The 25547-nt window shown below is 69.7% G+C and carries 24 protein-coding genes and 1 other RNA gene; 16 read left to right on the top strand and 9 right to left on the bottom strand.

What is annotated here, in order from left to right; all coding sequences use genetic code 11:
- Positions 1-140: 140 nt before the first annotated feature.
- The gene (panD, locus tag ACP7AB_RS11840) at positions 141-497 is read right to left on the bottom strand and encodes an aspartate 1-decarboxylase (RefSeq protein WP_425991340.1); all 357 of its coding nucleotides are present in this window, start codon (positions 495-497) and stop codon (positions 141-143) included.
- Positions 498-716: 219 nt separating this feature from the next.
- Between panD and sppA the strand changes: the two genes are divergently transcribed.
- The 3 genes from sppA (at position 717) to ACP7AB_RS11825 (ending at position 3713) form a co-directional block, all read left to right on the top strand.
- Positions 717-2492 carry a signal peptide peptidase SppA gene (sppA, locus tag ACP7AB_RS11835; RefSeq protein WP_425991338.1) on the top strand — a complete coding sequence of 592 codons (1776 nt, stop codon included), beginning with the start codon at positions 717-719 and terminating at the stop codon, positions 2490-2492.
- Between the two features lie 124 nt (positions 2493-2616).
- A complete protein-coding gene (locus tag ACP7AB_RS11830; protein ID WP_425991336.1) occupies positions 2617-2934 on the top strand; it encodes a hypothetical protein in 318 nt (105 codons plus the stop codon).
- A 17-nt stretch (positions 2935-2951) separates the two neighbouring features.
- Positions 2952-3713: a peptidoglycan recognition protein family protein gene (locus ACP7AB_RS11825; protein ID WP_425991334.1), complete on the top strand. Its 762-nt coding sequence runs from the start codon at positions 2952-2954 to the stop codon at positions 3711-3713.
- On the opposite strand, the gene ACP7AB_RS11820 is transcribed toward ACP7AB_RS11825, so the two are convergent.
- Positions 3710-4003 (bottom strand): type II toxin-antitoxin system RelE/ParE family toxin, encoded by a 294-nt coding sequence (locus ACP7AB_RS11820; RefSeq protein WP_425991332.1) that lies wholly within the window; start codon positions 4001-4003, stop codon positions 3710-3712. The genes ACP7AB_RS11825 and ACP7AB_RS11820 overlap by 4 nt on opposite strands.
- Complete coding sequence (locus tag ACP7AB_RS11815; protein WP_426046146.1) at positions 4004-4198, bottom strand: antitoxin; 195 nt, start codon at positions 4196-4198, stop codon at positions 4004-4006.
- A gap of 79 nt (positions 4199-4277) precedes the next feature.
- Here ACP7AB_RS11815 and rnpB point away from each other — a divergent pair.
- From rnpB to ACP7AB_RS11755, 12 genes are all read left to right on the top strand, one after another.
- Positions 4278-4653: RNase P RNA component class A (rnpB, locus tag ACP7AB_RS11810), an RNA gene on the top strand.
- 401 nt (positions 4654-5054) lie between these two features.
- On the top strand, positions 5055-5522 hold the full coding sequence (locus ACP7AB_RS11805) for a division/cell wall cluster transcriptional repressor MraZ (RefSeq protein WP_425991329.1): 468 nt from the start codon (positions 5055-5057) through the stop codon (positions 5520-5522).
- Positions 5519-6469, top strand: coding sequence for a 16S rRNA (cytosine(1402)-N(4))-methyltransferase RsmH (rsmH, locus tag ACP7AB_RS11800; protein ID WP_425991327.1), 951 nt, complete (start codon positions 5519-5521; stop codon positions 6467-6469). Before ACP7AB_RS11805 ends, rsmH begins: the two co-directional genes overlap by 4 nt.
- Positions 6466-6915 (top strand): cell division protein FtsL, encoded by a 450-nt coding sequence (ftsL, locus tag ACP7AB_RS11795; protein WP_425991325.1) that lies wholly within the window; start codon positions 6466-6468, stop codon positions 6913-6915. The genes rsmH and ftsL overlap by 4 nt, the downstream gene beginning before the upstream one ends.
- Before the next feature lie 83 nt (positions 6916-6998).
- Complete coding sequence (locus tag ACP7AB_RS11790) at positions 6999-8651, top strand: peptidoglycan D,D-transpeptidase FtsI family protein (RefSeq protein ID WP_425991452.1); 1653 nt, start codon at positions 6999-7001, stop codon at positions 8649-8651.
- Positions 8648-10099, top strand: a complete 1452-nt coding sequence (locus ACP7AB_RS11785; protein ID WP_425991323.1) for a UDP-N-acetylmuramoyl-L-alanyl-D-glutamate--2,6-diaminopimelate ligase — start codon at positions 8648-8650, stop codon at positions 10097-10099. The genes ACP7AB_RS11790 and ACP7AB_RS11785 overlap by 4 nt, the downstream gene beginning before the upstream one ends.
- Positions 10092-11489: a UDP-N-acetylmuramoyl-tripeptide--D-alanyl-D-alanine ligase gene (locus ACP7AB_RS11780; protein ID WP_425991321.1), complete on the top strand. Its 1398-nt coding sequence runs from the start codon at positions 10092-10094 to the stop codon at positions 11487-11489. Before ACP7AB_RS11785 ends, ACP7AB_RS11780 begins: the two co-directional genes overlap by 8 nt.
- Before the next feature lie 19 nt (positions 11490-11508).
- On the top strand, positions 11509-12618 hold the full coding sequence (mraY, locus tag ACP7AB_RS11775) for a phospho-N-acetylmuramoyl-pentapeptide-transferase (protein WP_425991319.1): 1110 nt from the start codon (positions 11509-11511) through the stop codon (positions 12616-12618).
- A gap of 190 nt (positions 12619-12808) precedes the next feature.
- Entirely contained in the window at positions 12809-14302 is a 1494-nt protein-coding gene (gene murD / locus ACP7AB_RS11770) for a UDP-N-acetylmuramoyl-L-alanine--D-glutamate ligase (RefSeq protein ID WP_425991317.1), read from the top strand.
- Between the two features lie 6 nt (positions 14303-14308).
- Positions 14309-15493: a peptidoglycan glycosyltransferase FtsW gene (locus ACP7AB_RS11765; RefSeq protein WP_425991315.1), complete on the top strand. Its 1185-nt coding sequence runs from the start codon at positions 14309-14311 to the stop codon at positions 15491-15493.
- Between the two features lie 188 nt (positions 15494-15681).
- On the top strand, positions 15682-16764 hold the full coding sequence (gene murG, locus ACP7AB_RS11760; RefSeq protein WP_425991313.1) for an undecaprenyldiphospho-muramoylpentapeptide beta-N-acetylglucosaminyltransferase: 1083 nt from the start codon (positions 15682-15684) through the stop codon (positions 16762-16764).
- Positions 16761-17963 (top strand): mechanosensitive ion channel family protein, encoded by a 1203-nt coding sequence (locus tag ACP7AB_RS11755; protein WP_425991311.1) that lies wholly within the window; start codon positions 16761-16763, stop codon positions 17961-17963. The genes murG and ACP7AB_RS11755 overlap by 4 nt, the downstream gene beginning before the upstream one ends.
- A 186-nt stretch (positions 17964-18149) precedes the next feature.
- Here the strand turns inward: ACP7AB_RS11755 and ACP7AB_RS11750 are convergent, their stop codons facing one another.
- Genes ACP7AB_RS11750 through ACP7AB_RS11730 form a run of 5 tightly spaced genes read right to left on the bottom strand, consistent with a single transcriptional unit; the run spans position 18150 to position 23906 of the window.
- Positions 18150-18575, bottom strand: coding sequence for a hypothetical protein (locus tag ACP7AB_RS11750; protein ID WP_425991309.1), 426 nt, complete (start codon positions 18573-18575; stop codon positions 18150-18152).
- Positions 18572-22009, bottom strand: a complete 3438-nt coding sequence (smc, locus tag ACP7AB_RS11745; protein WP_425991307.1) for a chromosome segregation protein SMC — start codon at positions 22007-22009, stop codon at positions 18572-18574. Before smc ends, ACP7AB_RS11750 begins: the two co-directional genes overlap by 4 nt.
- 7 nt (positions 22010-22016) lie before the next feature.
- On the bottom strand, positions 22017-22646 hold the full coding sequence (locus ACP7AB_RS11740) for a thioredoxin domain-containing protein (protein ID WP_426046145.1): 630 nt from the start codon (positions 22644-22646) through the stop codon (positions 22017-22019).
- Positions 22643-23257, bottom strand: a complete 615-nt coding sequence (locus ACP7AB_RS11735; protein WP_425991303.1) for a DsbA family protein — start codon at positions 23255-23257, stop codon at positions 22643-22645. The genes ACP7AB_RS11740 and ACP7AB_RS11735 overlap by 4 nt, the downstream gene beginning before the upstream one ends.
- 4 nt (positions 23258-23261) lie before the next feature.
- Positions 23262-23906, bottom strand: a complete 645-nt coding sequence (locus ACP7AB_RS11730; protein WP_425991301.1) for a thioredoxin domain-containing protein — start codon at positions 23904-23906, stop codon at positions 23262-23264.
- A gap of 303 nt (positions 23907-24209) precedes the next feature.
- Between ACP7AB_RS11730 and ACP7AB_RS11725 the strand changes: the two genes are divergently transcribed.
- The gene (locus ACP7AB_RS11725; protein ID WP_425991299.1) at positions 24210-24710 is read left to right on the top strand and encodes a thioredoxin family protein; all 501 of its coding nucleotides are present in this window, start codon (positions 24210-24212) and stop codon (positions 24708-24710) included.
- A 194-nt stretch (positions 24711-24904) separates the two neighbouring features.
- Here ACP7AB_RS11725 and ACP7AB_RS11720 read toward each other — a convergent pair whose 3' ends face one another.
- The gene (locus ACP7AB_RS11720) at positions 24905-25465 is read right to left on the bottom strand and encodes a DUF721 domain-containing protein (protein WP_425991450.1); all 561 of its coding nucleotides are present in this window, start codon (positions 25463-25465) and stop codon (positions 24905-24907) included.
- Between the last annotated feature and the right edge of the window lie 82 nt (positions 25466-25547).

Genomic DNA, 25547 nt, shown 5'->3' with positions numbered 1-25547 from the left:
ACCTGGGGGAGGGTGGTCGGAGCGCAGCGAAGACCGGGTGGGGGCGGCAAGGCCCCCCGATTTGTCTCTGGATCGCCGTCCGTTCCCACCCCGTCGCTTCGCGACGACCCTCCCCGGTCGGGGAGGGAAATTTCGGCGCTTTAAGCCGCCGCCTTCACCACATTGCCCTCGTCCAGCAGCACGACGGTCGGCGACCACTGGCGCGCTTCTTCGGCCGGCATCTGCCCGTAGGTCACCACGATGATCTTGTCGTTCTTCTGCACCAGGCGCGCGGCGGCGCCGTTGACGCCGATGACCCTGGACCCGCGCGGGGCCTCGATCGCATAGGTCGTGAAGCGGGCGCCGTTGGTGATGTTCAGCACGTCGACCTGCTCGTGCGGGAAGATGCCGGCGGCATCCAGCAGGTCGCCGTCAATGGCGATGGAGCCTTCGTAGTCGAGATCGGCCTGGGTCACCGTCGCGCGGTGCAGCTTGGCCTTCATCAGGGTGACCAGCATGGGAGGTGCGGTCCAGTCATGACGCGGGGCATAGGCCCCCGCTCGCAGGTCGCTGATATAGGGATTTCCCGGCCCGCCATCAATCGCAATGCTGCGATTGCGAAATGACCGGCTCTGACGGATTCCCCCGTTGCACCACGTTCATTTGACCGCAACGCCGCGGTCCCTATGTTCAGGCCCAGGCCGACCCTGGCCGCCGGACCGGACGCTCCCCCGCCCATGAAACAATTCTTCCTGACGGTGCTTGGTGTATTCACCGGCCTGATCCTGTTCGTCGTCGTTCTGCCGATCGTGCTGATCATCGCGGCTGCGGCCTCGTCGAGCGAGCCGGCCACGCCCGCCAACGCCGTCCTCGAGCTGGACCTGCGCGAAGGCCTCACCGACCAGGTCTCGACCAATCCCTTCGCCGCCTTCGGGGGCTCGGGCCTGTCCGTCGTCGGCATTGTCGACACCCTGGCCCAGGCGGAAAAGGACACCCACGTCAAAGTTCTGCTGATCCGCTTGCCGGAAGCGGGCCTCGCCCCGGCCGCCGCCGACGAGATCCGTCAGGCCGTCCGCCGCTTCCGCGCCTCGGGCAAGCCGGTCATCGCCCACTCCCAGGGCTTCATGCCCGTCGGCACGGTGATCTCCAGCTATATGGTCGGGGCCGCCGCCTCCGAGCTGTGGATGCAGAACACCGCCAACTTCCAGGCGACGGGCTTTTCGGCCGACAGCGTCTTCCTGGGGCGCGCCTTTGAACGCTACGGCGTCCGCGCCGAGTTCGAGCAGCGCTACGAGTACAAGAACGCCGTCAACGAGTTCACCCAGTCCGACTACACCGGCCCCCACCGCGAGGCGATGACGGCCTGGATGACGTCGATCTACGACTCCGCCCTGGCCAACGCCGCCGTCGACCGCAAGGTCGAGGCGCCGGCGCTGAAGACCACGATCGAAGCCGGCCCCTATTCCGCAACCCAGGCGCTGCAGCTGAAGCTGATCGACAAGATCGGTCAGGTCGAGGAGGCCGAGGCCGAGGCCAGGCGTCGCGCGGGCAAGGGCGCCGACATCATCGAATTCTCCGACTACGCTTCGTCCCAGGGCGAGCGCATGGGCTCCGGCCGCGACGCCATCGCCATCGTTGGCGGTGAGGGCGCGATCATGACCGGGACGGGCGGAAGCGGCGGCTTCGGCGGCGGATCCTCGATCCACTCCGACGCTACGGCCGAGGCTATCTACGACGCCATCGAGGACCGGTCGGTGAAGGCCATCGTATTCCGCGTCTCCTCGCCCGGCGGCTCGCCGGAAGCCTCCGAACAGATCCTGGCCGCCGTCCGCGCGGCCAAGGCGGCGGGCAAGCCGGTTGTGGTCTCAATGGGCGACTATGCGGCCTCGGGCGGCTACTGGATTTCGTCGGAAGCGAACTGGATCGTGGCGCAGCCCTCGACCCTGACCGGTTCGATCGGCGTGTATGGCGGCAAGTTCGTGGTGTCTGAGGCGCTCGGCCGCTTCGGCGTCGACCTGCGCGGCCTGTCGGTCGGCGGTGACTATTCCGAGGCCTTGAGCCCCTCGGCCGGTTTCTCCGAAGCGCAGCGCGCCGCCTTCTCCGCCTCGATGGACCGCACCTACGAGGAGTTCGTCCAGCGCGTTTCCACCGGCCGCCGCATCCCGATCGCCCGCGTGCGCGAAATCGCCCGCGGCCGCGTCTGGACGGGCGCCCAGGGCAAGACCCTGGGCCTCGTCGACCAACTGGGCGGTTTGACCGAGGCCATCGGCAAGGCGCGGGAATTGGCCGGGATTCCTGAGTCGCAGTCGGTCCGCTTCAAGCGCTTCCCCGCGCCCCAGTCGCCGTGGGAAGCGCTGTCGTCGGCCTTTGGCGTCCAGTCCGAGGCCGCCCGGACCCTCGTCGCCCTCGGGGGCGTCATGGCCGACCCGCGCGCCCAGGCCGTCCTGTCGCGCGTCGAGACCGAGCGGATGCGTGGGCAGGGGGCCTCGGTCCTCGCCGACCAGCCTCTGTAATCCTCCCCCGTCAGGGTGCGGCGATTAACACTCGCCTGTGAAGCGGCCGGTCATTGACGGTTCGCCTCTGTGGACCGACATTGGGTGTTCAGGCGTTCTGCGGGGCGCTCGACAAGGAATAGAGATGACGCAGGATCCGTTCGCCACCCTCGGTTTTCAGAATCGCCGTCGGCCCCAGGGTCTGCTCGCGCCGATCATGTGGCTGTGCGGCGTGATTGCGACCGTGGCGGCTCTGACCGTAGGGGCGCTTCTGGCGGTCTTCACGGCCGCCGCCGTCGCCGTGATTGCCCTCTGCGCCAGTATCCTGATCTTCTTCGCCGGACTCGCCATGCGCGCCCGTCGTCGCGTCACCGTCCGCGCCCGCCGCAATGACGATGTGATCGAGGCCGAGAAGGTCGGCGACACCTGGGTCGCCTACGGCTGGGAACGTCCCCATCGCTAAGCATCGGCGCTAAGCCTATGCCGACCATCGCCGAGGCGCCTTCGCCCAATTTCGACCAGCGTCGCGGTCCGCCCGACATGGTCCTGCTCCACTACACCGGCATGCAGACCGCCGAGGCCGCGGTCGCGCGCCTGCGCGATCCGGAGGCCAGGGTCTCGGCCCACTATGTCGTGGACGAGGATGGCCGCATCCTGCGTCTCGTGCCCGAGGAGCGCCGCGCCTGGCACGCCGGCAAGTCCTGGTGGAAGGGCGAGACCGACATCAACGCCGTCTCCATCGGCATCGAGATCGTCAATCCGGGCCATGAGTTTGGCTATCGCGATTTCCCCGACGCCCAGGTCGCCTCCGTCATCGAACTGATCGACGGGATCCGCGCTCGCTGGGCCATCGAGGACGCCCGCATCCTCGGCCACTCCGACGTGGCTCCTGCCCGGAAACGGGATCCCGGCGAACGCTTCCCGTGGAAGACCCTCGCCGCCCATCGCCAGGGCCTGTGGTTCGAACCCGCCCCCGAGCGCATCGCCGCCCTTGGCCCGCCCCTGACGATCGGCGACGAAGGCCTCGGCGTTCACGTGCTTCAGGCCGGTCTGCACCGCCTCGGTTACGAGCCGCTGCCGGACGGCAGATACACCGATGAGACCCGCGTCACTGTCGGGGCCTTCCAGCGCCACTGGCGCCCGTCGAAGGTCGACGGCATCGCCGACGGCGAGACCCGCGCGACGCTGATGGGCGTGCTGCAGCTGGCGACGGCCGAGAGTGTGACCGGCGTGCTGAACTAGAGGGTCGACTGATCCTGACCGGGCCCGAAGATGCGGATGATCAGGACGCGGCCAGCCTTCTCATCGATCCGATAGTAGGCTGTATAGCCTTCGACAAATCGGCGTCTGACATTCGGATAGGGACTGTGCGGCCAACGCTCTGGCGAGAAGCGCAGTTCGGCCAAGGCTCGGGTGATCTTCGCCATCTTCAGCCGCGCCTTTAAACCGCTGCCCGGTTGGTTCAGCCAACGGCGCGCTTCCAGCAGATCGCCCCGCGAGCGGGCCGTGAAGGAAACGATGTAGTCGGTCATTTAGCCCAGGTCGGGTTCTTCGAGTTCTTCTCCGGCCGCCCAGCGATCAAGCCAGTCAAGCGCGGCCTCGCCTTCCAGCACTCGCTCGGCAGCGATATCCGCTTCGCCCTCCGCGAGGCGCTCGCGTTCCCACGCCATCCTCGCTTCGAGGCTTTCGAACACCATCGGATATTGCTGTTCAGCGCGCTCGGCCACGGCCGATCTCTAGCACATTGATGGGCTCTGCGCATCTCACGGTTGACCGCACCGCCTCGCGGGCGCATCACGCCCCCCGCCAGACGGCCGGGCGGTCGCGGCGGGACTTGCTCCCGTCGAGGAAAGTCCGGGCTCCACGGTGAAAAGGCGGCGGGTAATGCCCGCCCGGGGCGACCCGAGGGACAGCGCCACAGAAAGCAAACCTCCTGCGTTTCGGCGCGGGTAAGGGTGAAAGGGTGGGGTAAGAGCCCACCGCGTTGCTGGTAACAGCGACGGCATGGCAAGCCCCGCCTGGAGCAAGACCGAATAGGGACGTCGCGCGGGTTCGCCCGCAGGGTTCACCGCCCGAGGCGTCCGGGTAGGTCGCGAGAACCGTCCAGCGATGGGCGGTCCAGAGGAATGATCGTCACCGCTTTCGGGCGGAACAGAACCCGGCTTACAGGCCGTCTGGCATTTTCTTCCTTGTTGGGGGCTACCGCCCGCGACGCGGTCGCTCGCTGCTTTAGCCCGGTTAGGGCCGTCTCCTCCCTGTCCGCCGCTTGGCGGATGGGGAGGTGGCGCGGCGCATCTTCGCGCCGTGACGGAGGGGTTCTGGCCACGCCCCATTAACCCCTTCGACCAAACCACGGCACACGATCCCCAGCCTGTTAATACTTGTCATGTTCTATGTATGTTCTAGTTTATGCTGTCGCGAACCTGCAACATCGGCAACTTGGTTAAATATCGTCAACCATTCCCATTGAGGCCCAGTCCATCCCATGCTATCCCATAGCGACTATGCGGGGATTGGCGGCGCCGGCGATTCAGGCGCGGGGATGAACTCAGGGGCGGGCCGACAGGCTCGATTGGGACGGGCGTGTTTCTCGGAACCAGTGAGAAGCAGCTGGACGGCAAGCGCCGTCTCCTGATCCCGCAGGAGTTCCGCACCTCCGAAAACGGCGCCGACCTGGGCGTCTTCTGCTTCTTCTCGGTCGAGTCCGACTGCCTCGAGGCCGGCGGCGACAAGCTGATGGCCGAGTACGTCGCCATGATCGAGGCGCTTCCCTTCGGCGACGACTGGCGCACAGCCCTGGAAGAGACCGTCTACGGCGGCCAGAAACAGCTCGCCTATGACGGCGGCGGCCGCATCACCCTGCCGGAAAGCCTGTGCCAGGAAGCCGGCCTCGGCGAGGACGTCGTCATCGTCGGCATGGGGCCGCGCTTCCAGATCTGGGATCGCGCCCGCTGGAACGCGCGCAAGGACGATCGCCGCATATTGGCGAGAAGGGCGATGCGCGAACGTGGCGACGTGGCTCGCCGCCGCATGCCGGGCAACGACACGTGACCGGCCCGCACGCCCCCGTCCTGCTGGATGAAGTCATCGAGGCCCTGGCCCCGAAGCCCGGCGACGTGATCATCGACGCCACCTTCGGCGCCGGCGGCTACACCCGCGCCATCCTCGCCACCGGCGCACAGGTCATCGCCCTCGACCGCGATCCGACAGTCCAGCGTCACGCCGACGCCGTGGCCAACGACTTCCCCGGCCAGTTCCAGCTGATCCGCACCGCCTTCTCGGGCCTCGCCGACGCCTTTGCTGAAACCGGTGAGGCGAAGCTCGATGGGGCCGTCTTCGACATCGGCGTCTCCTCCATGCAGCTGGACGAGGCCGAGCGCGGCTTCTCCTTCATGCGGGACGGCCCGCTGGACATGCGGATGTCGAGCGAGGGCGAGAGCGCCGCCGACATCGTCAACGGCTGGGACCACGGTCCCCTGGCCCACATCCTGAAGCAATACGGTGATGAGCGTCAGTCCGGCCGTATCGCCACCGCCATCCTGCGTCGTCGCACGACACAGCCCTTCGCCCGGACCCTCGACCTCGCCGACGTGGTCGAAAAGGCGCTCGGCGGCCGTCGCGGCGCCCCGACCCATCCGGCGACCCGCACCTTCCAGGCCCTGCGCATCGCCGTCAACGATGAGCTGGGCGAACTGACCGCGGGTCTCGAGGCCGCCGAACGCACCCTGTCGCCGGGCGGGCGTCTGGCCGTTGTCACCTTCCATTCGCTGGAAGACCGGATCGTGAAGGCCTTCCTGACCGAGCGCAGCGGCAATGCGCCCGGCGGTTCGCGTCACGCCCCGGTCGCCATCGAGACGCGCAAGCCCAGCTTCACGCTGCAGTTCAAGGGCGCGCGCGAGGCGGGCGAGGCCGAACTGGCCGCCAATCCGCGCTCGCGCTCGGCCAAGCTGCGCGCCGCCGTCCGCACCGAGGCTCCGGCCTGGAAGGCGGCCGCATGAACCGCAATCCAGTCCAGCGTCTGTTCGACTGGAAGATCCGCGGCATCCGCTGGATCGAGATCGTCGGCGTCATGTGCGTCGCCGCCATGGTCTTCTCGGTCTATGTCGCCAAGGCCGCCGCCGCCCGCGAAAGCGCCGCCATCGGCCAGTTGGAACGCCAGATCGCCGAGAACTCCCAGCGTGTCCGCCTCCTCCGCGCCGAGGCGGCCCGGCTGGAACAGCCCGGCCGCCTCGAGACCCTGTCGCGCGGCGCCGCCCTGGCTCCGGTCAAGGCCGAGCGGCAGGTCGACGAGAATGCCCTGCCAACCCTGAAACCGGTCCCAGTCCCGGTCGTCGCGCCCGTACCGGCCGCTCCCGCTCCGGCCGTCGCCGGACCCGCCGGGGACGCCCCCGCTCCCCCCGCTCCCCCCGCTGCCGCCGCCACCCTCGCCGAGGCTGGCCGATGACGGTTCAGGATCCCCGCGCCTACCGTCCGGCCCCCGGCGCCAACCGCCCTCTGACGTCGACCGTCTCGCCCTGGCTGCGCTGGATGGGAGAGGCGGTCTGGTTTGTCGAACACGCCTTCGAACGTGCTCGCGCCGACGCCCGGCCGGAGGAGGACACCCGCGTCCGCATCTTCCTGATCCGCATGATCTTCGTCGCTGTGTTCAGCCTGCTGGCCCTGGGCGCCGCCCGCGCGGCCCTGCTGGCGCCCAGGGGCGGGTCCGGCGCCGCCCACGTCGCGGGCGCCCTGCAGCGCGCGGACCTGACCGACCGCAACGGGGCCCTGCTGGCCACCAACATCACCCACTACGGCCTCTACATCGATCCGTCCGAGGTCTGGGACAAGGACGCCGCCTTCCGCCAGATCCGCCGCGCCCTGCCGGGGATCTCGGCGACCCGCCTGCGCCGCGTCCTGGCCGGCGACCGTCGCCTGATAGCCCAGCCCGGCCTGACCCCGGCCGAGCGCCAGGCGGTGCATGCCCTGGCCCTGGGAGGTCTCTCGTTCGAGCCCGAGGATCGCCGCGTCTATCCATTGAACAGCTCCGCCGCTCACCTGATCGGCGCCGCCGATACCGGCGGTCAGGGGGTCTCCGGCGCCGAACTGGCCTTCAACGACGCCATCCGCCAGGCGGGCGCGGCTGGCGCGGATTTCGCCCTCTCCATCGACCTTCGCGTTCAGGGCGTGCTCGAGAACGAACTGGCCGCCACGGCTGCGGAAGCCGGCGCCAAGGGCGCGGTCGGGGTCGTCGCCGACGCCCGGACCGGCGAGATCCTCGGCATGGCCAGCTGGCCGACCTACGACGCCAACCGCCGGGGCCAGGCCTCCGACGACGCCGCCCTGAACCGCGTCACCTCGGCCCACTACGAGATGGGATCGGTGTTCAAGACCTTCACCATCGCCACCGCCATCGACACAGGCCTGGCCGATCTCGACACCATGATCGACGCGTCCCAGGCCTATATGATCGGCAACCGCCGCATCTCGGACTTCCACGCGACCAACAAGATCCTGTCGCTGGAGGAGGTCTATCTGCACTCCTCCAACATCGGCACCTCGCGTCTGGCCGTCGAAATGGGCGCCGACACGATGCGCTCCTATTTCACCAAACTGGGCCTGCTCGACGCTGCCCCGATCGAGCTGCGCGAGAGCGCCCGTCCGCGCCGTCCGCAGGACTGGAGCGACACGACCCGCGCCTCCATGTCGTTCGGCTACGGCATCATGATCACCCCGCTGCAGATGACGGCGGCCACGGTCGCCCTGGTCAATGGCGGGATTTACCGCCCGCTATCGCTGCGCCGCGGCGGCGCGGGCTCGGAAGGCCATCGCGTGGTCAGCGTCGAGACCTCCGCCGCCGTCCGCCAGTTGATGCGCGCCAACGTCCTGCGCGGTTCGGGCGGTCAGGCCGACGCGACGGGGCTGCGCGTCGGCGGCAAGACCGGCTCGGCCAACAAGCTGGTCAACGGCCGCTATGACGCCAGCCACGGCGTCGGCTCCTTCGCCGCCGTCTTCCCGGCCGACGGCCCGGAGGATGCGCAGCGCTACGTCATCTTCGTCCTGATCGACGAGCCCAGCCAGGGGTCGCGCCTCGGCGGGGCTGTTGCCGCCCCCGTCGTCGGTCGGGTCGCAGACCGTATCGCCGGCTTCCTGGGCCTCCAGCGCCGCATCGATCCGCCCGTCGCGGCCGAGGTCGCTCGATGAGCGCCGTTCGCCTCTCCGACCTGTTGCGCCGCGACGTCGCGACCGACCCGATGATCACGGGTGTGACGGCCGATAGCCGCAAGGTGGCCCCCGGCTCCCTGTTCGTGGCCCTGCCGGGCAGCGCCGCCGACGGCCGCGCCTTTATTCCCCAGGCGCTGTCGCAGGGCGCAGCCGCCGTCCTCGCACCCCAGGACACGCCGGAGGGCCTGGCGCCCCTGCTGGTCCGTTCCGGTGATGTCCGCCGCGCCTATGCGCTCGCGGCGCGCGGCTTCTACGGCGCCCAACCCGCCACCTGCGTCGCCGTCACCGGCACCAACGGCAAGACCTCGGTCGCCGCCTTCTGCCGTCAGATCTGGGCCGCCCTGGGCATCAAGGCCGCCAGCATGGGCACGCTCGGCGTCGTCGCCCAATCCGGCGCGATCACAGAAGCCCTGACCCCGCCCGGCCTGACCAGCCCGGACGCCGGCGACGCCGCCCGTCTTCTGGCCACCCTGGCCGAGGGCGGCGTGACCCACCTGGCGCTCGAAGCCTCGTCCCACGGCATCGACCAGCGCCGCCTCGATGGCGTGACGCTGAAGGCCGCCGCCTTCACCAACCTGACCCAGGACCACCTCGACTATCACGGCGACATGCAGGCCTATCGAGCGGCCAAGATGCGTCTGTTCGAGACCCTGCTACCGCGCGGCCGCACTGCCGTCCTGAACGCCGATTCCGACGCCTACAACGCCTTTGCCGCCGCCTCGATCATGTCCGGCCTCGGCGTCATGGGCGTGGGCGAGCGGGGCAGGGACCTCAGCCTCATTGAACGTCGCGCCGTGCCGGAGGGCCAGCGCCTGATCCTCGACGTGCGCGGCGACCGCCACGACGTCCTGCTGCCGCTGGCGGGCGCCTTCCAGGCCTCCAACGCCCTGGTCGCGGCCGGCCTGTGCATCGCCGCCGGCGAGGACGCCGCCCGCGTGCTTCACGCCCTGGAAAAGATCACCGGCGCGGCCGGCCGCCTGCAACGCGTCTCGGGCGGTCGCGGTGAGGCCTATGTCGATTACGCCCACACGCCCGACGGGCTCGAAACCGTGCTCAAGGCCCTGCGCCCCCACGCCGCCGGCCGCCTGATCGTCGTCTTCGGCGCGGGCGGCGACCGCGACAAGGGCAAGCGGCCCCTGATGGGCGAGATCGCCGGTCGCCTGGCCGACATCGCCATCGTCACCGACGACAACCCGCGCTCCGAGAATCCCGCCGTCATCCGCGCCGAGGTCCGCGCCGGCTGCCCGGACGCCCTGGAGATCGGCGACCGCCGCGCCGCCATTCGCGAGGCCGCGGGCCTCATGCGCGACGGAGATGTGGTCGTCGTCGCCGGAAAAGGGCATGAACAGGGTCAGATCGTGGGCGGGACGATTCATCCCTTCGACGACGCCACCGAACTCGCCGAGGCCTTGCGCGTAAATGCCTGAACCGACACTGCCTCTCTGGACGGCGCAAGAAATAGCCGTTGCGACCGGAGGGGGGATCGAGGGCGGCGCCTTCACCGCTGACGGCCTGACCTACAACAGCCGTGAGATCGCGCCGGGCGAGCTGTTCCTGGCGCTGAAGGGCGCACGCGACGGCCACGACTTCGCCGCCTCCGCCTTCGCCGCCGGAGCGTCCGGCGCCCTCGTCGAGCATCCCGTAGACGGCGGTCCGTGCGTCATCGTCCCCGACACGCTTCACGCCCTTGAGGCCCTGGGCGCCGCCGCCCGCGACCGCGCCCCCCATGTCCGTCGCGGCGCCGTCACCGGCAGCGTCGGCAAGACCAGCGTGACCCAAGCGATCAAGGCCGGCCTCGATCTGGCTGGTCCGGCCCACGCCTCGATCAAGAGCTACAACAACCACATCGGCGTGCCCCTGACGCTGGCCCGCATGCACCCCTCGGTCGAGCGCGCCGTGTTCGAGATCGGCATGAATGCGCCCGGCGAGATCGCGCCCCTGGCCCGAATGGTCCAGCCGCATGCCGCCTGCGTCACCACCGTCGGCCCGGTCCATATCGACGCCTTCGCCGACGGCGAGGCCGGCGTCGCCCGCGAGAAGGCCGCCATCTTCCAGGGCCTGGGCCCGGGCGGTCTGGCGGTCATCAACGGTGACAACGTCTGGGAGCCGATGCTGCGTCAGGCGGCGCTGCATGTCGGCGCCCGGGTGGCCGCATTCGGTTCCGAGCCTGCCCACGACGCCCGCCTGATCGACTTCATCCCCAATCCTGACGGCGCCGTCGTCACCGCCGAGGTCTACGGTCACCGCCACGTCTTCCCGCTGAAACAGTCCGGCTTCCACTGGGGCCTCAACAGCCTGGCGGTCATCCTGATGCTCGACGCCCTTGATGTGCCGGTCGAGACGGCGCTCGCCGCCCTGGCTGATTTCGAACCACTGAAGGGCCGGGGCGAGACCCGCACAGTTCGCATCCCCGGCGGCGCCTTCACCCTGATCGACGAGAGCTACAACGCCAATCCGCTGTCCATGACGGCCGGCTTCCGCTCGCTGGGCGCCAGGCCTGTCGCCGAGGGCGGCCGTCGCATCGTGGTCCTGACCGACATGCTGGAACTCGGCGACCAGTCCGAAGCGCTTCACGCCGGCCTTGCCGCCCCGATCGACCAGGCGGGCCTCGATGTCGTCCACGCCGCAGGGTCGGAGATGCGCCACCTCTATGATGCCCTGCCGCCCGCCCGTCGCGGCGTGTGGGCCGAAAGCGCCGCCGATCTCGCGGCCCAGGCCGCCGATCTGGTCGGGCCGACGGACATCGTCATGGTCAAGGGCTCGAACGGGTCGAAAGCGTCGCTTGTGGCCGCCGCCCTTGCGGCGCTAGAGCGCTAGGGACACCCGGGGGCCGTCGATGTTCTATCTGCTGTATCTCTACTACGCCGACGTCGCGAACGAGTATCCGCTGCTGAACCTGGTTCAGTACCAGACGGTGCGCGTCGCCCTGGCCATGGCCACGGCCATGATCGTCGCGGTGGCGATGGGCAGCCGGTTCATCTCCTTCATGCGGGTCAAACAGGGCAAGGGTCAGCCGATCCGCGCCGATGGGCCGGTCTCGCACCTTTCCAAGGTCGGCACCCCCACGATGGGCGGACTGATGATCCTTGCGGGCATCGCCGTCGCCGTCTTCCTGTGGGGCGACCTGACCAACCCCTATATCTGGATCGTCTCCGGCGTAACGGCGGCCTTCGGCGTGCTGGGCTTCATCGACGACTACGCCAAGGTGACGAAACAGACCTCGGCCGGCCTGACCTCGAAACAGAAGCTGCTGGCCCAGGTCGTCGTCTCGGTGATCGCCGGGGTGCTGGTGGTGCTCTGGATGACCCAGTCTCCCACCTCGCCGGGTCTCGAGACCTCGATCGCCTTCCCGTTCTTCAAGGACGTGCTGCTCAACGTCGGCTGGTTCTACGTCGCCTTCGCCGCCTTCACGATGGTCGGCTTCTCCAATGCCGTGAACCTGACCGACGGCCTCGACGGACTCGCGATCGTGCCGGTTATGATGTCGGCGGCGGCCTTCGGCATCATCTCCTACCTCGTCGGCAACTTCATCTTCTCGGAGTATCTGGGCGTCCACCACGTGCCCGGCTCGGGCGAGCTGGCCATCTTCTGCGCCGCCATCATCGGCGGCGGCGTGGGCTTCCTCTGGTACAATGCCCCGCCGGCCAAGATCTTCATGGGCGACACCGGTTCGCTGGCTCTGGGCGGCGCGCTCGGCTCGATCGCCGTGGCCACCAAGCACGAGCTGGTCCTGGGCATCGTCGGCGGCCTGTTCGTCATCGAGGCGGCCTCGGTCATGATCCAGGTCGCCTATTTCAAGGCCACCAGGAAGCGCATCTTCCTGATGGCCCCGATCCACCACCATTTCGAGAAGATGGGCTGGCCGGAATCGACCGTCGTCATCCGCTTCTGGATCGTCGCCGCCATGCTGGCGCTGGTGGGGCTCAGCACGCTGAAGCTCCGGTGAGGGCGCGCATTGCTGCTCCCTCTCCCGTTGGGAGAGGGCTTGAGGCTCGGAGAGCGCAGCGATCCGCAAGCCGAAAGGGTGAGGGGCGGATGGTGCGAATCAGGCGAGGTCGAACCCTCACCCTTTCGCGCAAGTCCGATCGCCTGCGGCTCTCGGGCGCTCAAGCCCTCTCCCACCGGGAGAGGGAAGCATGACCCCGGTCCCCGGCTTCGAAGGCCGTCGCGTCGCGGTGTTCGGCCTCGGCCGCTCGGGCATCACCGCCGCCCGCGCCCTCAAGGCCGGCGGCGCAGAGCCCATCCTGTGGGACGACGGCGTCTCCGGCCGCATGCAGGCCGAGGCCGAAGGGTTCGAGGTCGAGGACCTGACCACGGCCGACTGGTCGGACTTCGCGGCCCTCGTCCTGTCGCCCGGCGCGCCACTGACCCACCCGAAGCCCCACTGGACCGTCGACAGGGCGAAGGCTGCCAATGTCCCGGTCATCGGCGACATCGAACTGTTCGCCCGGGCCATCGCCGCCACCCCGGCCTCCCTGCGGCCCAAGGTAATCGCCATCACCGGCACCAACGGCAAGTCGACGACCACGGCCCTGATCGGCTGGGTGCTGAAACAGGCAGGCATGAAGATCGCCGTCGGCGGCAACATCGGCATCGGCGTCCTCGCCCTGCCGCCCCCCGCAGAGGTCCAGGCCTATGTGATCGAGGTCTCCAGCTACCAGCTCGACCTGACCACCAGTTTTTCCCCCGACGTGGCCATCCTGACCAACATCAGCCCCGACCACCTCGACCGCCACGGCGGCATGGAGGGCTATGTCGCGGCCAAGACAAGGCTGTTCCAGGCGCTCGGTCCAAACGCCGTTTCCCTTGTCGGCGTCGATGAGCCGGCCGGAGCAAACCTCGCTTTCGTCCTTCCCAACCACGTCATCGCCATTTCCTCCTCCGTGCATCCCCGCGAAGGCGGGGACCCAGTGCTTTCGGGAGTCACCGGCGACGAGGATCAATCTTACACCCCCACCCAGCCGTCGGAGCGCCCACAGCACTGGGTCCCCGCCTTCGCGGGAATGCACGGAATGGAAGCGGAGCCCGGCTCCATCAGGACCGAAGGCCAACTGATCGCCGACCTCGCCCCCGCCCGTTCGCTCCCCGGCCGCCATAACGCCCAGAACGCCGCCTTCGCCTATGCCGCCGCCCGCGCCATCGGCGTGTCGCATGAGGCCGCCGTCGAAGGCCTGATGACCTTCCCCGGCCTCGCCCACCGCATGGAAACCGTCGGTCAGCTCGGCGCCGTCCGCTTCGTCAACGACTCCAAGGCCACCAACACCGACGCGGCGCGTCAGGCCCTGATGTCCTGGCCGACCAGTTTCTGGATCGCCGGCGGCCGCGCCAAGGATGGCGGCATCGAGGACCTCCGCGACCTCTTCCCCCGCGTCGCCCGCGCCTATCTGATCGGCGAGGCCGCCGACGACTTCGCCGCGACCCTAGGCGACACTCCCCACGTCATCGCCAGGGATATGGCCACGGCCGTCGCCCTCGCATCCGAAGACGCCGCGAAAGCCGGCGGCGACGCCGTCGTCCTGCTCAGCCCCGCCTGCGCCAGCTTCGACCAGTTTCCCGACTTCGAGGCGCGTGGAGAAGCCTTCCGCGCCGCCGTTCTTAACCTCGGGGCTACGCCTTTCGTTCAGGGTTGAGAAACCATGACCCAGGCCGTCTATTCCCATCCGTTCTCGCGCAACGACCAGAGCCCGATCGCCCAGTGGTTCTGGACGGTGGATCGCGGCCTGCTCGGCGCGGCGCTCGCCCTCATGGGCCTGGGCGTCATGCTGTCGTTCGCCTCGTCCCCGGCCGCCATCCTGGCCGATGAGTCGATCACCGACCCCTTCCACTATTCCTGGCGCATGATCGTCTGGGCCAGCGGCGGCATCGGCCTGATGCTGACCATGTCGCTGCTGTCGCCCCGAGGCGTGCGACGGATCGCGGTCCTGGGCCTGCTCGGCGCCATCGTGGTGATGGCGTTGCTTCCTTTCATCGGCGACACGGTGAAGGGCGCGGCCCGCTGGGTGAACCTCGGCCCGTTCAGCCTCCAGCCCTCCGAGTTCGCCAAGCCCAGCCTGATCGTCTTCGCGGCCTGGATGTTCGCCGAGGGCCAGAAGGGGCAGGGCGTTCCCGGCGTCTCCATCGCCTTCGGCTTCTACGCCGTCACCGTGGCCCTGCTGCTGATCCAGCCGGACATCGGCCAGACGCTTCTGATCACCACCACCTTCATGGCCGTCTTCTTCATGGCCGGGGTGCCGCTGCGCTGGGTCGCCGTGCTGATGGGCCTGTTCGCGGCAGGCATGACCGCCATCTATCTGCTCTTCCCCCACGTCCAGGCGCGCGTCGCCAAGTTCGTCTCGCCCGGCGTCGAGGACACCCACCAGATCGACCGCGCCTCCGAGGCCATCCGCGCCGGCGGCCTGGTTGGACGCGGGGTGGGCGAGGGGGTCATGAAACGCTCCGTCCCCGACCTGCACACCGACTTCATCTACTCGGTCGGCGCCGAGGAGTTCGGCCTGGTCCTCAGCCTTGTCATGATCGGCCTCTACGCCTTCATCGTCTTCCGCGGCATGGGCCGGGCGATGAAGCTGAACGATCCATTCGAACAGACGGCGGCGGCCGGCCTGTTCATGCTGATCGGCCTGCAGGCGTCCATCAATGTCGCGGTGAACCTGAACCTGATCCCGACCAAGGGGATGACCCTGCCCTTCATCAGCTACGGCGGCTCCTCGATGATGGCCATGGGCCTGACCATGGGCTTCGCCCTGGCATTGACGCGCCGTCGTCCCGGCGCCTACGAGCCCGGAGCCAGCCTCCAGCGGCCGCGTCGGTTGTTGATGCCGTAAACGCCTTTTCCCTCCCCCTCGGGGGAGGGCAGGTCGCGTAGCGACCGGGTGGGGGCGGCAAGGCAAGTTCCCGGAGGCGTGTCCGGATCGCGGGGTCGCCCCCACCCGGTCTCCGCTTCGCTCCGACCACCCTCCCCCGAGGGGGGGGAGAGGATGACGACTGGCGGCGCGTCGGTTAAGCCACCTCCATGACCAAACTCTGCGTCGTCGCCGCCGGCGGAACCGGCGGCCACATGTTCCCGGCCGAGGCCCTCGCCCGCGAGATGGCCTCGCGCGGCTGGCGCGTGGTCCTGGCCACTGACCATCGCGGCGAACAGTACGCCCAGGCCTTCCCGGCCGAGGAGCGTCTCGCCCTCGACGCCGCCACCGGCTCTGGTCCGATCGGCCTGATCAAGGCCGGCGTCGCCATCGTGCGCGGCATCGGTCAGGCCCAGACCGCCTTCAACCGCCTGGACGCCAGTGTCGTCGTCGGCTTCGGCGGCTATCCGTCCGCCCCCGCCCTGGTCGCCGCCATCCTGCAGAAGCGCCCGACCCTGATCCACGAACAGAACGCTGTCCTCGGCCGCACCAACCGCGCCCTGGCCCCCCACGTCCGCGCCGTGGCCTCGTCCTTCCCGACGCTGGAGCGCGCCTCGCCGGCCGTGAAGGCCCGCGCCCAGGTCGTCGGCGCCCCGGTCCGCGCCGACATCCGCGCCCTGTTCGACCGCGCCTGGGCGCCTCCGGGCGACGGTCCCATCCGCATCCTCGTCACCGGCGGCAGCCAGGGCGCCCGCCTCCTGTCCGAGACCACGCCCCGCGCCTTGGCCACCCTGCCGGACGCGATCCGTCGCCGCCTCAAGGTCCAGCAACAGTCCCGCCCCGAGACCCTGGAAACCTCGCGCCAGATCTACCTCGACGCCGGCATTGAGGCCGAGGTGGCGCCCTTCTTCCGCGACATGGCCTCCCGCCTGTCCGCCGCCCACCTGGTCATCGGCCGCGCCGGCGCCTCGACCTGCGCCGAGCTGGCCGTCGCGGCCATGCCGTCGATCCTGATCCCGCTGAAGATCGCCACCGACGACCACCAGCGCCTCAATGCGAAACTTCTGACCGACGTCGCCGCCGCCGAGGTCATCCTCGAGGATGACGTCACCGTCGCCGCCATGGCCGCCGCCGTCGCGGGCGTCCTAGCAGACCCCGCGCGCCTTGCCTCCATGAGCGCCGCGGCCCGCTCCGTGGCCATACCCGACGCGGCCCAACGCCTCGCGGACCTCGCCGAGGCTACGGCCGGATGACCGGCGCGGCCCTGCCGCCGGTGGGAACGGAAGACGCCGTTGACACGCTGTTTGCGTCTATGCCGCCCGAAATCACCAACCTGACCCGCCAGATCGTCACCCTGTGGCGCCAGTTCTACTGGCTGCCGGAGTGGCTCGTGGTCGCCATCGTGGTGACCGTCTTCGTCGGCGCCGGCTGGATCATCCACCGCATCGTCTTCTCCATTCTTCGCCGCGTCGTGAAGAACCGCGACCTGTACTGGCGCGGGGTGCTCGAACGGGTCCGCAAGAAACTGCGCATCCTGATTATCCTGATCGCCATCGGCTTCTCGATCACAGTCTCGCCGCTGGACCCGGAGCCGTCCCAGAGCGTCCGCGCCGTCATCCTGTTCCTGACCATCCTCGTCCTCGGCTGGATCGTCGCCGGCACCGTCGACATGTGGGCCGTCGTCCATCTCCGTAAGTTCAACATGCAGACCGAGGACAACCTGGTCGCACGCAAGCACGTCACCCAGACGCGCATCCTGCAACGCGCCGCCGTCATCCTCATCGGCCTGATCACCGTGGCCCTGGCCCTGATGACCATCGGGGCCGTGCGTCAGTGGGGCGTTTCGCTGCTGGCCTCGGCCGGCGTGGTCGGCATCATCGCCGGCCTCGCGCTCCAGCCCTATCTGACCAACCTGATCGCCGGCATCCAGATCGCCACCGCCCAGCCCATCCGCATCGACGACGCCGTCATCGTGGAAGGGGAGTGGGGCACGGTCGAGGAGATCACCTCCACCTATGTCGTGATCAAGCTGTGGGACTGGCGGCGGATGATCCTGCCGCTCAGCTATTTCATCGAGAAGCCGTTCCAGAACTGGACCCGCGAGACCTCCCGCCTGATCGGCACAGCCATGCTCTACGTCGATTACGAGGCCCCGATGGACCGCCTCCGGGCCGAGCTGGAACGCATCTGCCGCGCCTCCTCGTTGTGGGACGGCGACATCGTCAACCTCCAGGTCACCGACATCACCGACCGCGTCGCCCAGGTCCGCTGCCTCGCCAGCGCCCGCTCGGCCCCGGTGGCCTTCGACCTGCGCTGCGAGATCAGGGAGAAGATGCTGGCCTTCATGCGGGACCAGTGCCCGGAGGCCCTGCCGCAGGATCGCATCGCCATCGAGCGAAATTCAATTTCATCCGTGCATCCCCGCGAAGGCGGGGACCCAGTGCTTAAGTGAGGCACACTCTTTCATCCGTGCACCCCGGCGAAGGCCGGGGCCCAGATGGAGAAAGCGGAAGCGCGCGCATGAGACAGGCTCCAAATCCCGGCCGTCTGCATCTGTGATCTGGACCCCGGCCCTCGCCGGGGTGCACGGAGCAGGGAGCTAAAACCTGGGTCCCCGCCTTCGCGGGGATGCACGGATTCAATCTTCCGCCATCGCCGCCCGCCCGATCCTCACCGCAGCCTCCACCGTCGTCGCCACGACCTTCTGCTCCACCGTCCCGCACGCCACCGCCAGCAACTCCGCCGCATCCCCGCCGGGCGCCGCCGGATAGGCCGGCTGACCTTCCGGCGTGCTCGGTCCCTCGGCTCCGCCGACCGCCACCGAGGCGAAGTCCAGCCGGTCCGCCGTCCCGGCATCACAGCCGAACCGCCACCAGGACCAGCCACCCAGATACCGCGTCGTCCCGACCGTGAAGTCCGCCTCCACGACCTGCAGCGACCGCATCCGCACCCCGTCCGGCTCCCGCCGGATCGTGGCCGCATCCGCGAACACGACGAACCGCCCGACCCCGGTCAGGACCAGCGCATGCGCCTCGGGCGGGAGAGACGCAGCGTCCTGAATCACGCGACCAGCGTCTCGGCCTGGGTCAGGTCGACGCTGACCAGCTGCGACACGCCGCGCTCGGGCATGGTCACGCCGTACAGCCGATCCATCCGGCTCATGGTCACCGGGTTGTGGGTGATGACGATGAACCGCGTGTCCGTCCGGTTCCGGATCTCGTTCAGCATCCGGCAGAAGCGATCCACATTGGCGTCGTCCAGCGGCGCATCCACCTCGTCCAGCACGCAGACCGGCGCCGGATTGGCCAGGAAGACCGCAAAGATCAGCGCCGCCGCCGTCAGGGCCTGCTCGCCGCCGCTCATCAACGACATGACCGACAGTCGCTTGCCCGGCGGACAGGCAAAGATCTCCAGTCCGGCCTCCAGCGGATCGTCGGACTCGACCAGTTTCAGCTCCGCCTGGCCGCCGCCGAACAGGGCCCCGAACAGGCTCTTGAAGTTGTCGTTGATGACGTCGAACGCCGCCACCAGCCGCTCACGCCCCTCGGCGTTCAGCTCGTCAATGCCGTCGCGCAGCTTGGCAATGGCGCCGGTCAGGTCCGACCGCTCCAGCCGCATGGTCTGCAGCCGCTCGCCGTACTCGTCGGCCTCGTCCTCGGCCAGCAGATTGACCGCGCCCAGCATCTCCCGCTCGCGCTCGAGACCGAACAGCAGGCTCTCCGCCCCCGCCGCGTCCGGCGGCCGGGCGATGGCGTCGTCGGTCAATTTCTGTCCCAGCTCTTCCGGCGACATCTGCGCCGTCTCGCGGACGTTGTTCCCGGCGTCCAGCAGCCGTTCGGCCGCCGCCTCCGACCGTGCCGCCAGCCCGGCGCGGGCTTCGCGCGCGCTCGCCGCCGTCGCATCCGCCGCGCGGCTGGCGCGATCCGCATCGCCGGCCTCGCCCTCGGCGACCGCTAGCCTATCCGCCGCCGTCTTCCGCCGCGTCTCGGCTGAGGTCAGCATGTCCATCAGCTTCGATCGCTGTGCAGCCAACGCTTCCGGCGCCCGTTCGGCCTGCAACAGCAACGCGGCCGTCTTGCCCGTGTCGCCCTCGAGCACCGTGATCCGCGCCGTGGAATCCTTCGCCCGTCCCGCCCAGCTGTCGCGCTCGCGGCTGAGCCCGCCCAGCCGCTGCTCGCGCCCGGCCCGGTCCCGCGCCTCCGCATCCCTGTCCGCCCGCGCCCCGGCCGCCGCGCCACGCGCCGCATCCGCCGCCGCGCGTGCCGTCGCCAGCTCGGCCTTCAGTCCCTCCAGCGTCTCGGACGGCGCATCGGTCGCCAGCGCCTCGGCCAGGGCGGCCTCCGCCGCCTCATGCTCGACCGCCAGCCGCTCCAGCGTCTCGTCCAGCGCCGTCGCCCGCGCCTCGCGCCGCGCCTGTTCATTGGTCAGCCGCTGCACCGCGTCCCGCGCCGTGGTCACCGCCTTGTCGGCCGCGAAGGGCATCAGCCGCGCCGCCTTGACCGCCTCTTCCGAAGCCCGGAAGGCCTCGGTCGCCGCCTTCAAAGCCGCCTGCGCCGTCTCCAGCGCCGGCTTGCCCGCATCGATCTCCGCTTCCAGTTCGCCCAGCCGCGTGCGTTGGGCCAGCCTTACGGCCGCCGGCCGTGGCGCATCGGCCCGGCTGACGAAGCCGTCCCAGCGGTAGAGGTCGCCCTCGCGCGTCACCAGTCGCGCGCCTACCGGCAGCGATTTTGCCAGCCCTGCGGCCTCCGCCTTCGCCGCTACCCCGCACAGGGCCAGGCGCGCCGCCAGCGCCGCCGGCGCCGTCACATGATCGGCCAACGGCTCGATCCCGGCTGGCCAGACGGGCGCTGGCGCGTCCGCCCCGCCCCAATAGGCCGCCGCCTTCGTATCCAGCGCCGCGTCCAGGTCGTCGCCCAGCGCCGCCGCCAGAGCGGCCTCGTATCCCTTGTCCGCCCCGACCTGGTCCAGCGCCGGAGGATGGTCCCGCCGCCCCGAGACCAGCAGCGACGCCAGCCCCCGCGCCTCGGTCTGCAACCGCCCCAGCCGGTCCTCGGCCGCCCGCGCCGCCGTCCGCGCCTCCTGCTCGGCCCGCGCGCGTTCCGCCCGATCGGCCTCGGCGGCTTCCACACCCGCCCGCGCCTCGGTCAGGGCCGCCGTCGCAACGTCCAGCGCCTCACGCGCAGCGGCCAGTTCCGGCGTCTCCAGCGGGCCCAACGCCTCGCGCTCCCGCTTCGCCCCGTCCAGAGCGCTCACGGCCCGCGCCACCCGCGCCTCGGCGTCTCGTTTGCGCGCCGTCTCGGCATTGGCCCGCGCCTCGACCGCCGCCAGCGAGCCCGCCAGCCGTTCGACCTCGGCGTCCGACGCGCGACGGCCCTCTTCCGCCGCCTCCAGCGCCCGCTCCAGCTCCGGCCCTCGCCCGGGCGCCGCCGCGATCTCGGCCGTCAGCACCTCCAGCTCGGCGCCCAGCCGGGTCAATTCCGACTCGGCGTCGCCCGACATGGCGATCTCGCGTTCGGTGTCATTGGCGATCCGCTGGGCTTCGGCGGTCAGACGGTCGACCTCGGCCCGCGCCGACTGCTCGGCCATGTCCAGCCGGTCGCGTTCCAGCGAGGCCCGGTGAAGCAACGCCGCCGCCACCGCATCCTCTTCCCGCGCCGGCTTCAGACCCTCCTGCGCCGACAGGGCCGCCGTCTGGGCCCTGGCCGCCGCCGCCGTCGCCTCCGCCACCGCCCGGTCCGCCGCCGCCAGTTCCGCCGCCGCCGCCTCCGCCGCCAGCCGCGCGTCGTTCCAGCGCACGAACAGCAGGGCCGCCTGCAGGGCCCGGATCTCGGCCGAGATCTTCTTGTACTTCTCCGCCTGCCGCGCCTCGCGCTTCAGCCGCGTCAGGGCCGTCTCCAGCTCGCGCCCGATGTCGTCCAGCCGTTCCATATTGGCCTCGGCCGCCTTCAGCCTCAGCTCCGCCTCGTGCCGCCGCGTGTGCAGGCCCGCCACCCCGCCGGCCTCCTCGAGGATCCGCCGCCGGTTCTGCGGCTTGGCCGCGATCAGCTCGCTGATCTGCCCCTGACGCACCAGGGCCGGAGAGTTCGCCCCCGTCGAGGCATCGGCGAACAGCAGCTGGACGTCCCGCGCCCGCACCTCCTTGCCGTTGATGCGATAGGTCGAGCCCTGACCCCGGTCGATCCGGCGCGACACCTCGATGATGGCGCTGTCGGTGAAGGGCTGGGGCGCCTTCCGCTGGGCGTTGTCGATGGTCAGCTGGACTTCGGCATGGTTCCGGGGCGGGCGGTTCGAGGCCCCGGAGAAGATCACGTCGTCCATGCCCGTGCCGCGCATGGCCTTGGCCGAGTTCGCGCCCATGACCCAGCGCATGCTCTCCAGCACGTTCGACTTGCCGCAGCCGTTCGGTCCCACGATCCCCGTCAGGCCCGGCTCGATCCAGACCTCCGCCGGGTCGACGAACGACTTGAAGCCGACGAGCCGGAGGCGCTGGAACTGCATGCCTTCGTCAACTGCGGGGCAGCAGGGGCCGGATCGCAGCGGACAGACCGTCCAGCGAGGTGTCCGACACGGCGCGCCCGTTGACGAAGAAGCTCGGCGTGCCCTGGACTCCGGCGGCCGTGGCGCCCGCGATCTCGGCGCGGATGCCGTTCAGCGTCGCCGGATCGGCCAGACAGGCGTCGATCTCGGCCTGGGTCCGGCCGCTGGCGGCGACCCCTGCGGCATACCAATCGGCCAGCGGCGCGCCGTCGATGATCGCAGCCTGACCGGTCATGAAGGACGAGGCCACCTCGTAGAATCGGGCCGGCGCCGCGCAGCGGGCGATGCCGGCGGCGCGCGCCGCGACCTGGCCCGGCGCGGTCGGCAGGTTGCGGTAAACCAGCCGAACCTGGCCGGTGTCGATGAACCGCGCCTTGAAGGCCGGCAGGACGGTCGTGTGCCAGTGGGCGCAGTGCGAGCAGACGAACGAGGCGTATTCGATCACCGTCACCGGCGCGTCGGCGCGACCCAGCACCCGGTCGGCGCTCGTCACGGCGGGCGGGGGCGTCGTCTGGGCCGAGGCCGCCATCGGGGCCGCCAGAGGCGCGGCGACCAGCGCCAGCATCAGGAACAGGGACCGGATCATCGGGGCGCTCATTTTGCCAGTTCCGCTTCAATGGCCGGGGCCAGGTCGGCCATGACCGTGCCCTCGCCGCCAGGCGAAGAGACCTGTCTTCCATTCACGAAGAAGGTCGGGGTGTTAATCACGCCCGCGTCAGTCGCCGCCTTCACCCGGGTCTCGAGCGCGGCGATGGCTTCCGGGTTGGTGACGCAGGCGGTGAACTCGGTCTCGTCGATGCCCACGCCGCCGGCGATGCGGATCAGGCTGTCGCGGGGATTGCCGCCCGCCCGCCACTCCGTCTGGCTCTCCATGATGGCGTGGATGACGTCGAAATACTTGTCCGCCCCGGCGCAGCGGGCCAGCAGGAAGCCGGCTGCGGCGACCTCGGCCGGCGGCGTCGGCAGTTCGCGGAAGACGTAGCGGACCTTGTTGGTGTCGACATAGGCGGCCTTGAACGCCGGCCAGGTGTTCTGCTGCCACAGGGCGCAGTGGGGGCAGGTGGGCGAGGCGTATTCGACCACGGTGACCTTGGCGCCCTCGGGCGCGCCCAGGGCCATGTCGCCGTCGACGACGGCCTTCGAACCGCCGCCGCACGAGGCGAGGGCCAGGGCGGACAGGGCGAGGATCAGGGTGCGGAACAGGGTCATCGGCTCAGCTTTCGGCCAGGGCGGCGTCGATCGTTTCCGACAGCCCGACCAGGGAGCTGTCGGCGACATGTTCGCCATTGACCATGAAGTAGGGGGTGCCTGTCACGCCGGCGTCCAGGGCCGACTTGATGCGCGTGTCCATGGCCTTGATCGCATCGGCGTCGGTGACGCAGGCCTGGAACTGCTCTTCCGACAGGCCCGCGCCGTTGGCGATGCGCAGTAGGACGGAGCGGGGCGGCACGCCGCCGAAGATCTCGCTCTGGCTGGCCATGATCTCGTGGATCACCGGGAAATATTTGTCCGGCCCGGCGCAGCGCGCGATCAGGAAGCCGGCGACGGCCACGGATTCAGGCGCGGTCGGGAACTCGCGGAAGACATAGCGGACCTGGTTGGTGTCGACATATTTGGTCTTGAACTCCGGCCAGACCTGATCCTGCCAGGCGGCGCAGTGGCTGCAGGTGACCGAGGCGTATTCGACCACGGTGACCTTGGCGCCTTCCGGAGCCCCCAGCGCCATGTCGCCCTCGGCCGGGGCGCCGGTCTGGGCGCCGGAACAGGCCGCCAGCATCGTCATCGCCGCCAGGGCGGCTCCGGTCACGGCCGCGCGGCGGCTCATGGAGGCGTATTTGAACGGGCCGCTGGCGCGCATGGCGTCTTCCTTAAGAACTCAAGCTTTGGATGATCGCGCGATTCCCCGACGGCTGCGCGAATTCCATGGTTGTCGAGAACAGGTGCGGCGGAAAAAGGTCAAGAGCCAGCCGTCGGAATCTGATTGCGCGGCGACGGCGCAGCGGCTCCACGGCACACCGACCTGCCGATCAGTAGCGGACGGGTGCCCCGAGACGCGGCCGCAGCTTGACCCATCCTCGAATTCGTGGCGAAGCGGGGCTTCTGCACGGCGACATCGCGTGACCGATCACCGCTGAACGCGCCGTCCACAGGAGATTGCCCAGTGAAACGAGTTACGCTGATCGTCTCGGCGGCGTTGGCCGTGGCGGCTTGCGCGTCCGCGCCGGCGCCGGCGACTGCGCCCAAGCCAGAAGCCCGCTCCTACCACGTGAGCGAGAACGCGTCGGCCGACGTGGACGCTGCGTTGGCGCGGGCCAGGCAGTCGGGCAAACGGGTCCTGTTGGTGATGGGAGCCAACTGGTGCAGCGACAGCCGCGCCCTCGCGGGTTGGCTGGCGACCGATCGCTTCGCCGAACTGATCGAACGCAAGTACGAACTGGTCTTCGTGAACATCGGCATGCCAGGAAGCGGTGACGGACATAATCTGGGCATCGCCTCTCGGTTCGGCATTCAGGAGTTACCGGGTCTGCCGAATGTGCTGGTGCTTACAGGCGACGGAGTTCTGGTGAACCCAACGACGGCAACCAGTTGGCGGAACGCCCAGAGTCGTACGGGCGACGCAATCTACGATGAGTTGGCGGCCCTGGCCGATCTGCTGGTCTGAACCGGTAAGACCCGTCGACCAGGCGACAGCTGCTGACAGTGGCGAGTGAGCTGGCGCGGCAGCGAAAACTGGCCGGCACGCTTGATCCTGTCGGCTCCGCGCCAGAACCGGACATTCATGCACCGGTGGTGGGCTCACATTCGCTCCGCTGCCAGAAGCGGACGCCCACCGGCCTCAACAGGCTCACGCGCCCCCTACCGCCCGCGCCCCTTCGCCGCATCTGACAGCACGGCCCGCCCCAGGTTCGCCAGCGCCGCCTTCAGCCCATCCGGCGCGGCCTCGACCGACTTGGCCAGCTCCGCCTCCGCCGCCGCATCCAGCGGGTCGATCCGGCGCCGCGCCCCTCGGGTCGAGGCGGCGATCTGGGGCAGGGGTTTCACCGGCCCCTGGGCGATGCGCAGCTTGTCCACCTCGCCGGGGCCGAGAAACAGGTTCACCCGCGCCAGGATGTCGGCCGACTGGTGCTGGACCAGCAGGGCCGCCGGGCCCGCGACGCGCAGCTCCAGCGTCCCGCCGGTTCCGGCCCTGCCCTTGGTCAGCTTCTGCGGCCTGGTGACGCGGGCCAGCTGGTCGCCGACGATCTCGCGCCAGCGCGGCTCCAGCGCCCCGGCGCCGCGCCCGAACTTCTCGTCCAGTTCGCGGATCAGCGGCGCCAAGGCCCGACCGGCCGGAGGCGTCGGGCGCGGCATGGGCCGGGTCCGTCGCCGCGACAGGATCTCGCGGGTCTCAGCGTCTGTGGGCAGATCGCGCGCCATTCGGTGAGAGTAGCGCATTTGAGGGCCGCATTCACTGTCTTCTCCCTCCCCCTCGGGGGAGGGTGGTCGAAGCGAAGCGGAG

The organism is Brevundimonas sp. TWP3-1-2b1, from assembly GCF_049896165.1.
GTDB classification, from domain to species: Bacteria; Pseudomonadota; Alphaproteobacteria; order Caulobacterales; family Caulobacteraceae; genus Brevundimonas; species Brevundimonas subvibrioides_B.
This window is presented reverse-complemented; position numbering and strand designations above follow the sequence as displayed.

Coding starts and splice junctions, on each gene's coding strand:
- panD (WP_425991340.1), bottom strand. CDS start 497: ATGCTGGTCACCCTGATGAAGGCCAAGCTGCACCGCGCGACGGTGACC.
- sppA (WP_425991338.1), top strand. CDS start 717: ATGAAACAATTCTTCCTGACGGTGCTTGGTGTATTCACCGGCCTGATC.
- ACP7AB_RS11830 (WP_425991336.1), top strand. CDS start 2,617: ATGACGCAGGATCCGTTCGCCACCCTCGGTTTTCAGAATCGCCGTCGG.
- ACP7AB_RS11825 (WP_425991334.1), top strand. CDS start 2,952: ATGCCGACCATCGCCGAGGCGCCTTCGCCCAATTTCGACCAGCGTCGC.
- ACP7AB_RS11820 (WP_425991332.1), bottom strand. CDS start 4,003: ATGACCGACTACATCGTTTCCTTCACGGCCCGCTCGCGGGGCGATCTG.
- ftsL (WP_425991325.1), top strand. CDS start 6,466: ATGAACCGCAATCCAGTCCAGCGTCTGTTCGACTGGAAGATCCGCGGC.
- ACP7AB_RS11790 (WP_425991452.1), top strand. CDS start 6,999: ATGGGAGAGGCGGTCTGGTTTGTCGAACACGCCTTCGAACGTGCTCGC.
- ACP7AB_RS11785 (WP_425991323.1), top strand. CDS start 8,648: ATGAGCGCCGTTCGCCTCTCCGACCTGTTGCGCCGCGACGTCGCGACC.
- ACP7AB_RS11780 (WP_425991321.1), top strand. CDS start 10,092: ATGCCTGAACCGACACTGCCTCTCTGGACGGCGCAAGAAATAGCCGTT.
- mraY (WP_425991319.1), top strand. CDS start 11,509: ATGTTCTATCTGCTGTATCTCTACTACGCCGACGTCGCGAACGAGTAT.
- murD (WP_425991317.1), top strand. CDS start 12,809: ATGACCCCGGTCCCCGGCTTCGAAGGCCGTCGCGTCGCGGTGTTCGGC.
- ACP7AB_RS11765 (WP_425991315.1), top strand. CDS start 14,309: ATGACCCAGGCCGTCTATTCCCATCCGTTCTCGCGCAACGACCAGAGC.
- murG (WP_425991313.1), top strand. CDS start 15,682: ATGACCAAACTCTGCGTCGTCGCCGCCGGCGGAACCGGCGGCCACATG.
- ACP7AB_RS11755 (WP_425991311.1), top strand. CDS start 16,761: ATGACCGGCGCGGCCCTGCCGCCGGTGGGAACGGAAGACGCCGTTGAC.
- smc (WP_425991307.1), bottom strand. CDS start 22,009: ATGCAGTTCCAGCGCCTCCGGCTCGTCGGCTTCAAGTCGTTCGTCGAC.
- ACP7AB_RS11740 (WP_426046145.1), bottom strand. CDS start 22,646: ATGAGCGCCCCGATGATCCGGTCCCTGTTCCTGATGCTGGCGCTGGTC.
- ACP7AB_RS11735 (WP_425991303.1), bottom strand. CDS start 23,257: ATGACCCTGTTCCGCACCCTGATCCTCGCCCTGTCCGCCCTGGCCCTC.
- ACP7AB_RS11730 (WP_425991301.1), bottom strand. CDS start 23,906: ATGCGCGCCAGCGGCCCGTTCAAATACGCCTCCATGAGCCGCCGCGCG.
- ACP7AB_RS11720 (WP_425991450.1), bottom strand. CDS start 25,465: ATGGCGCGCGATCTGCCCACAGACGCTGAGACCCGCGAGATCCTGTCG.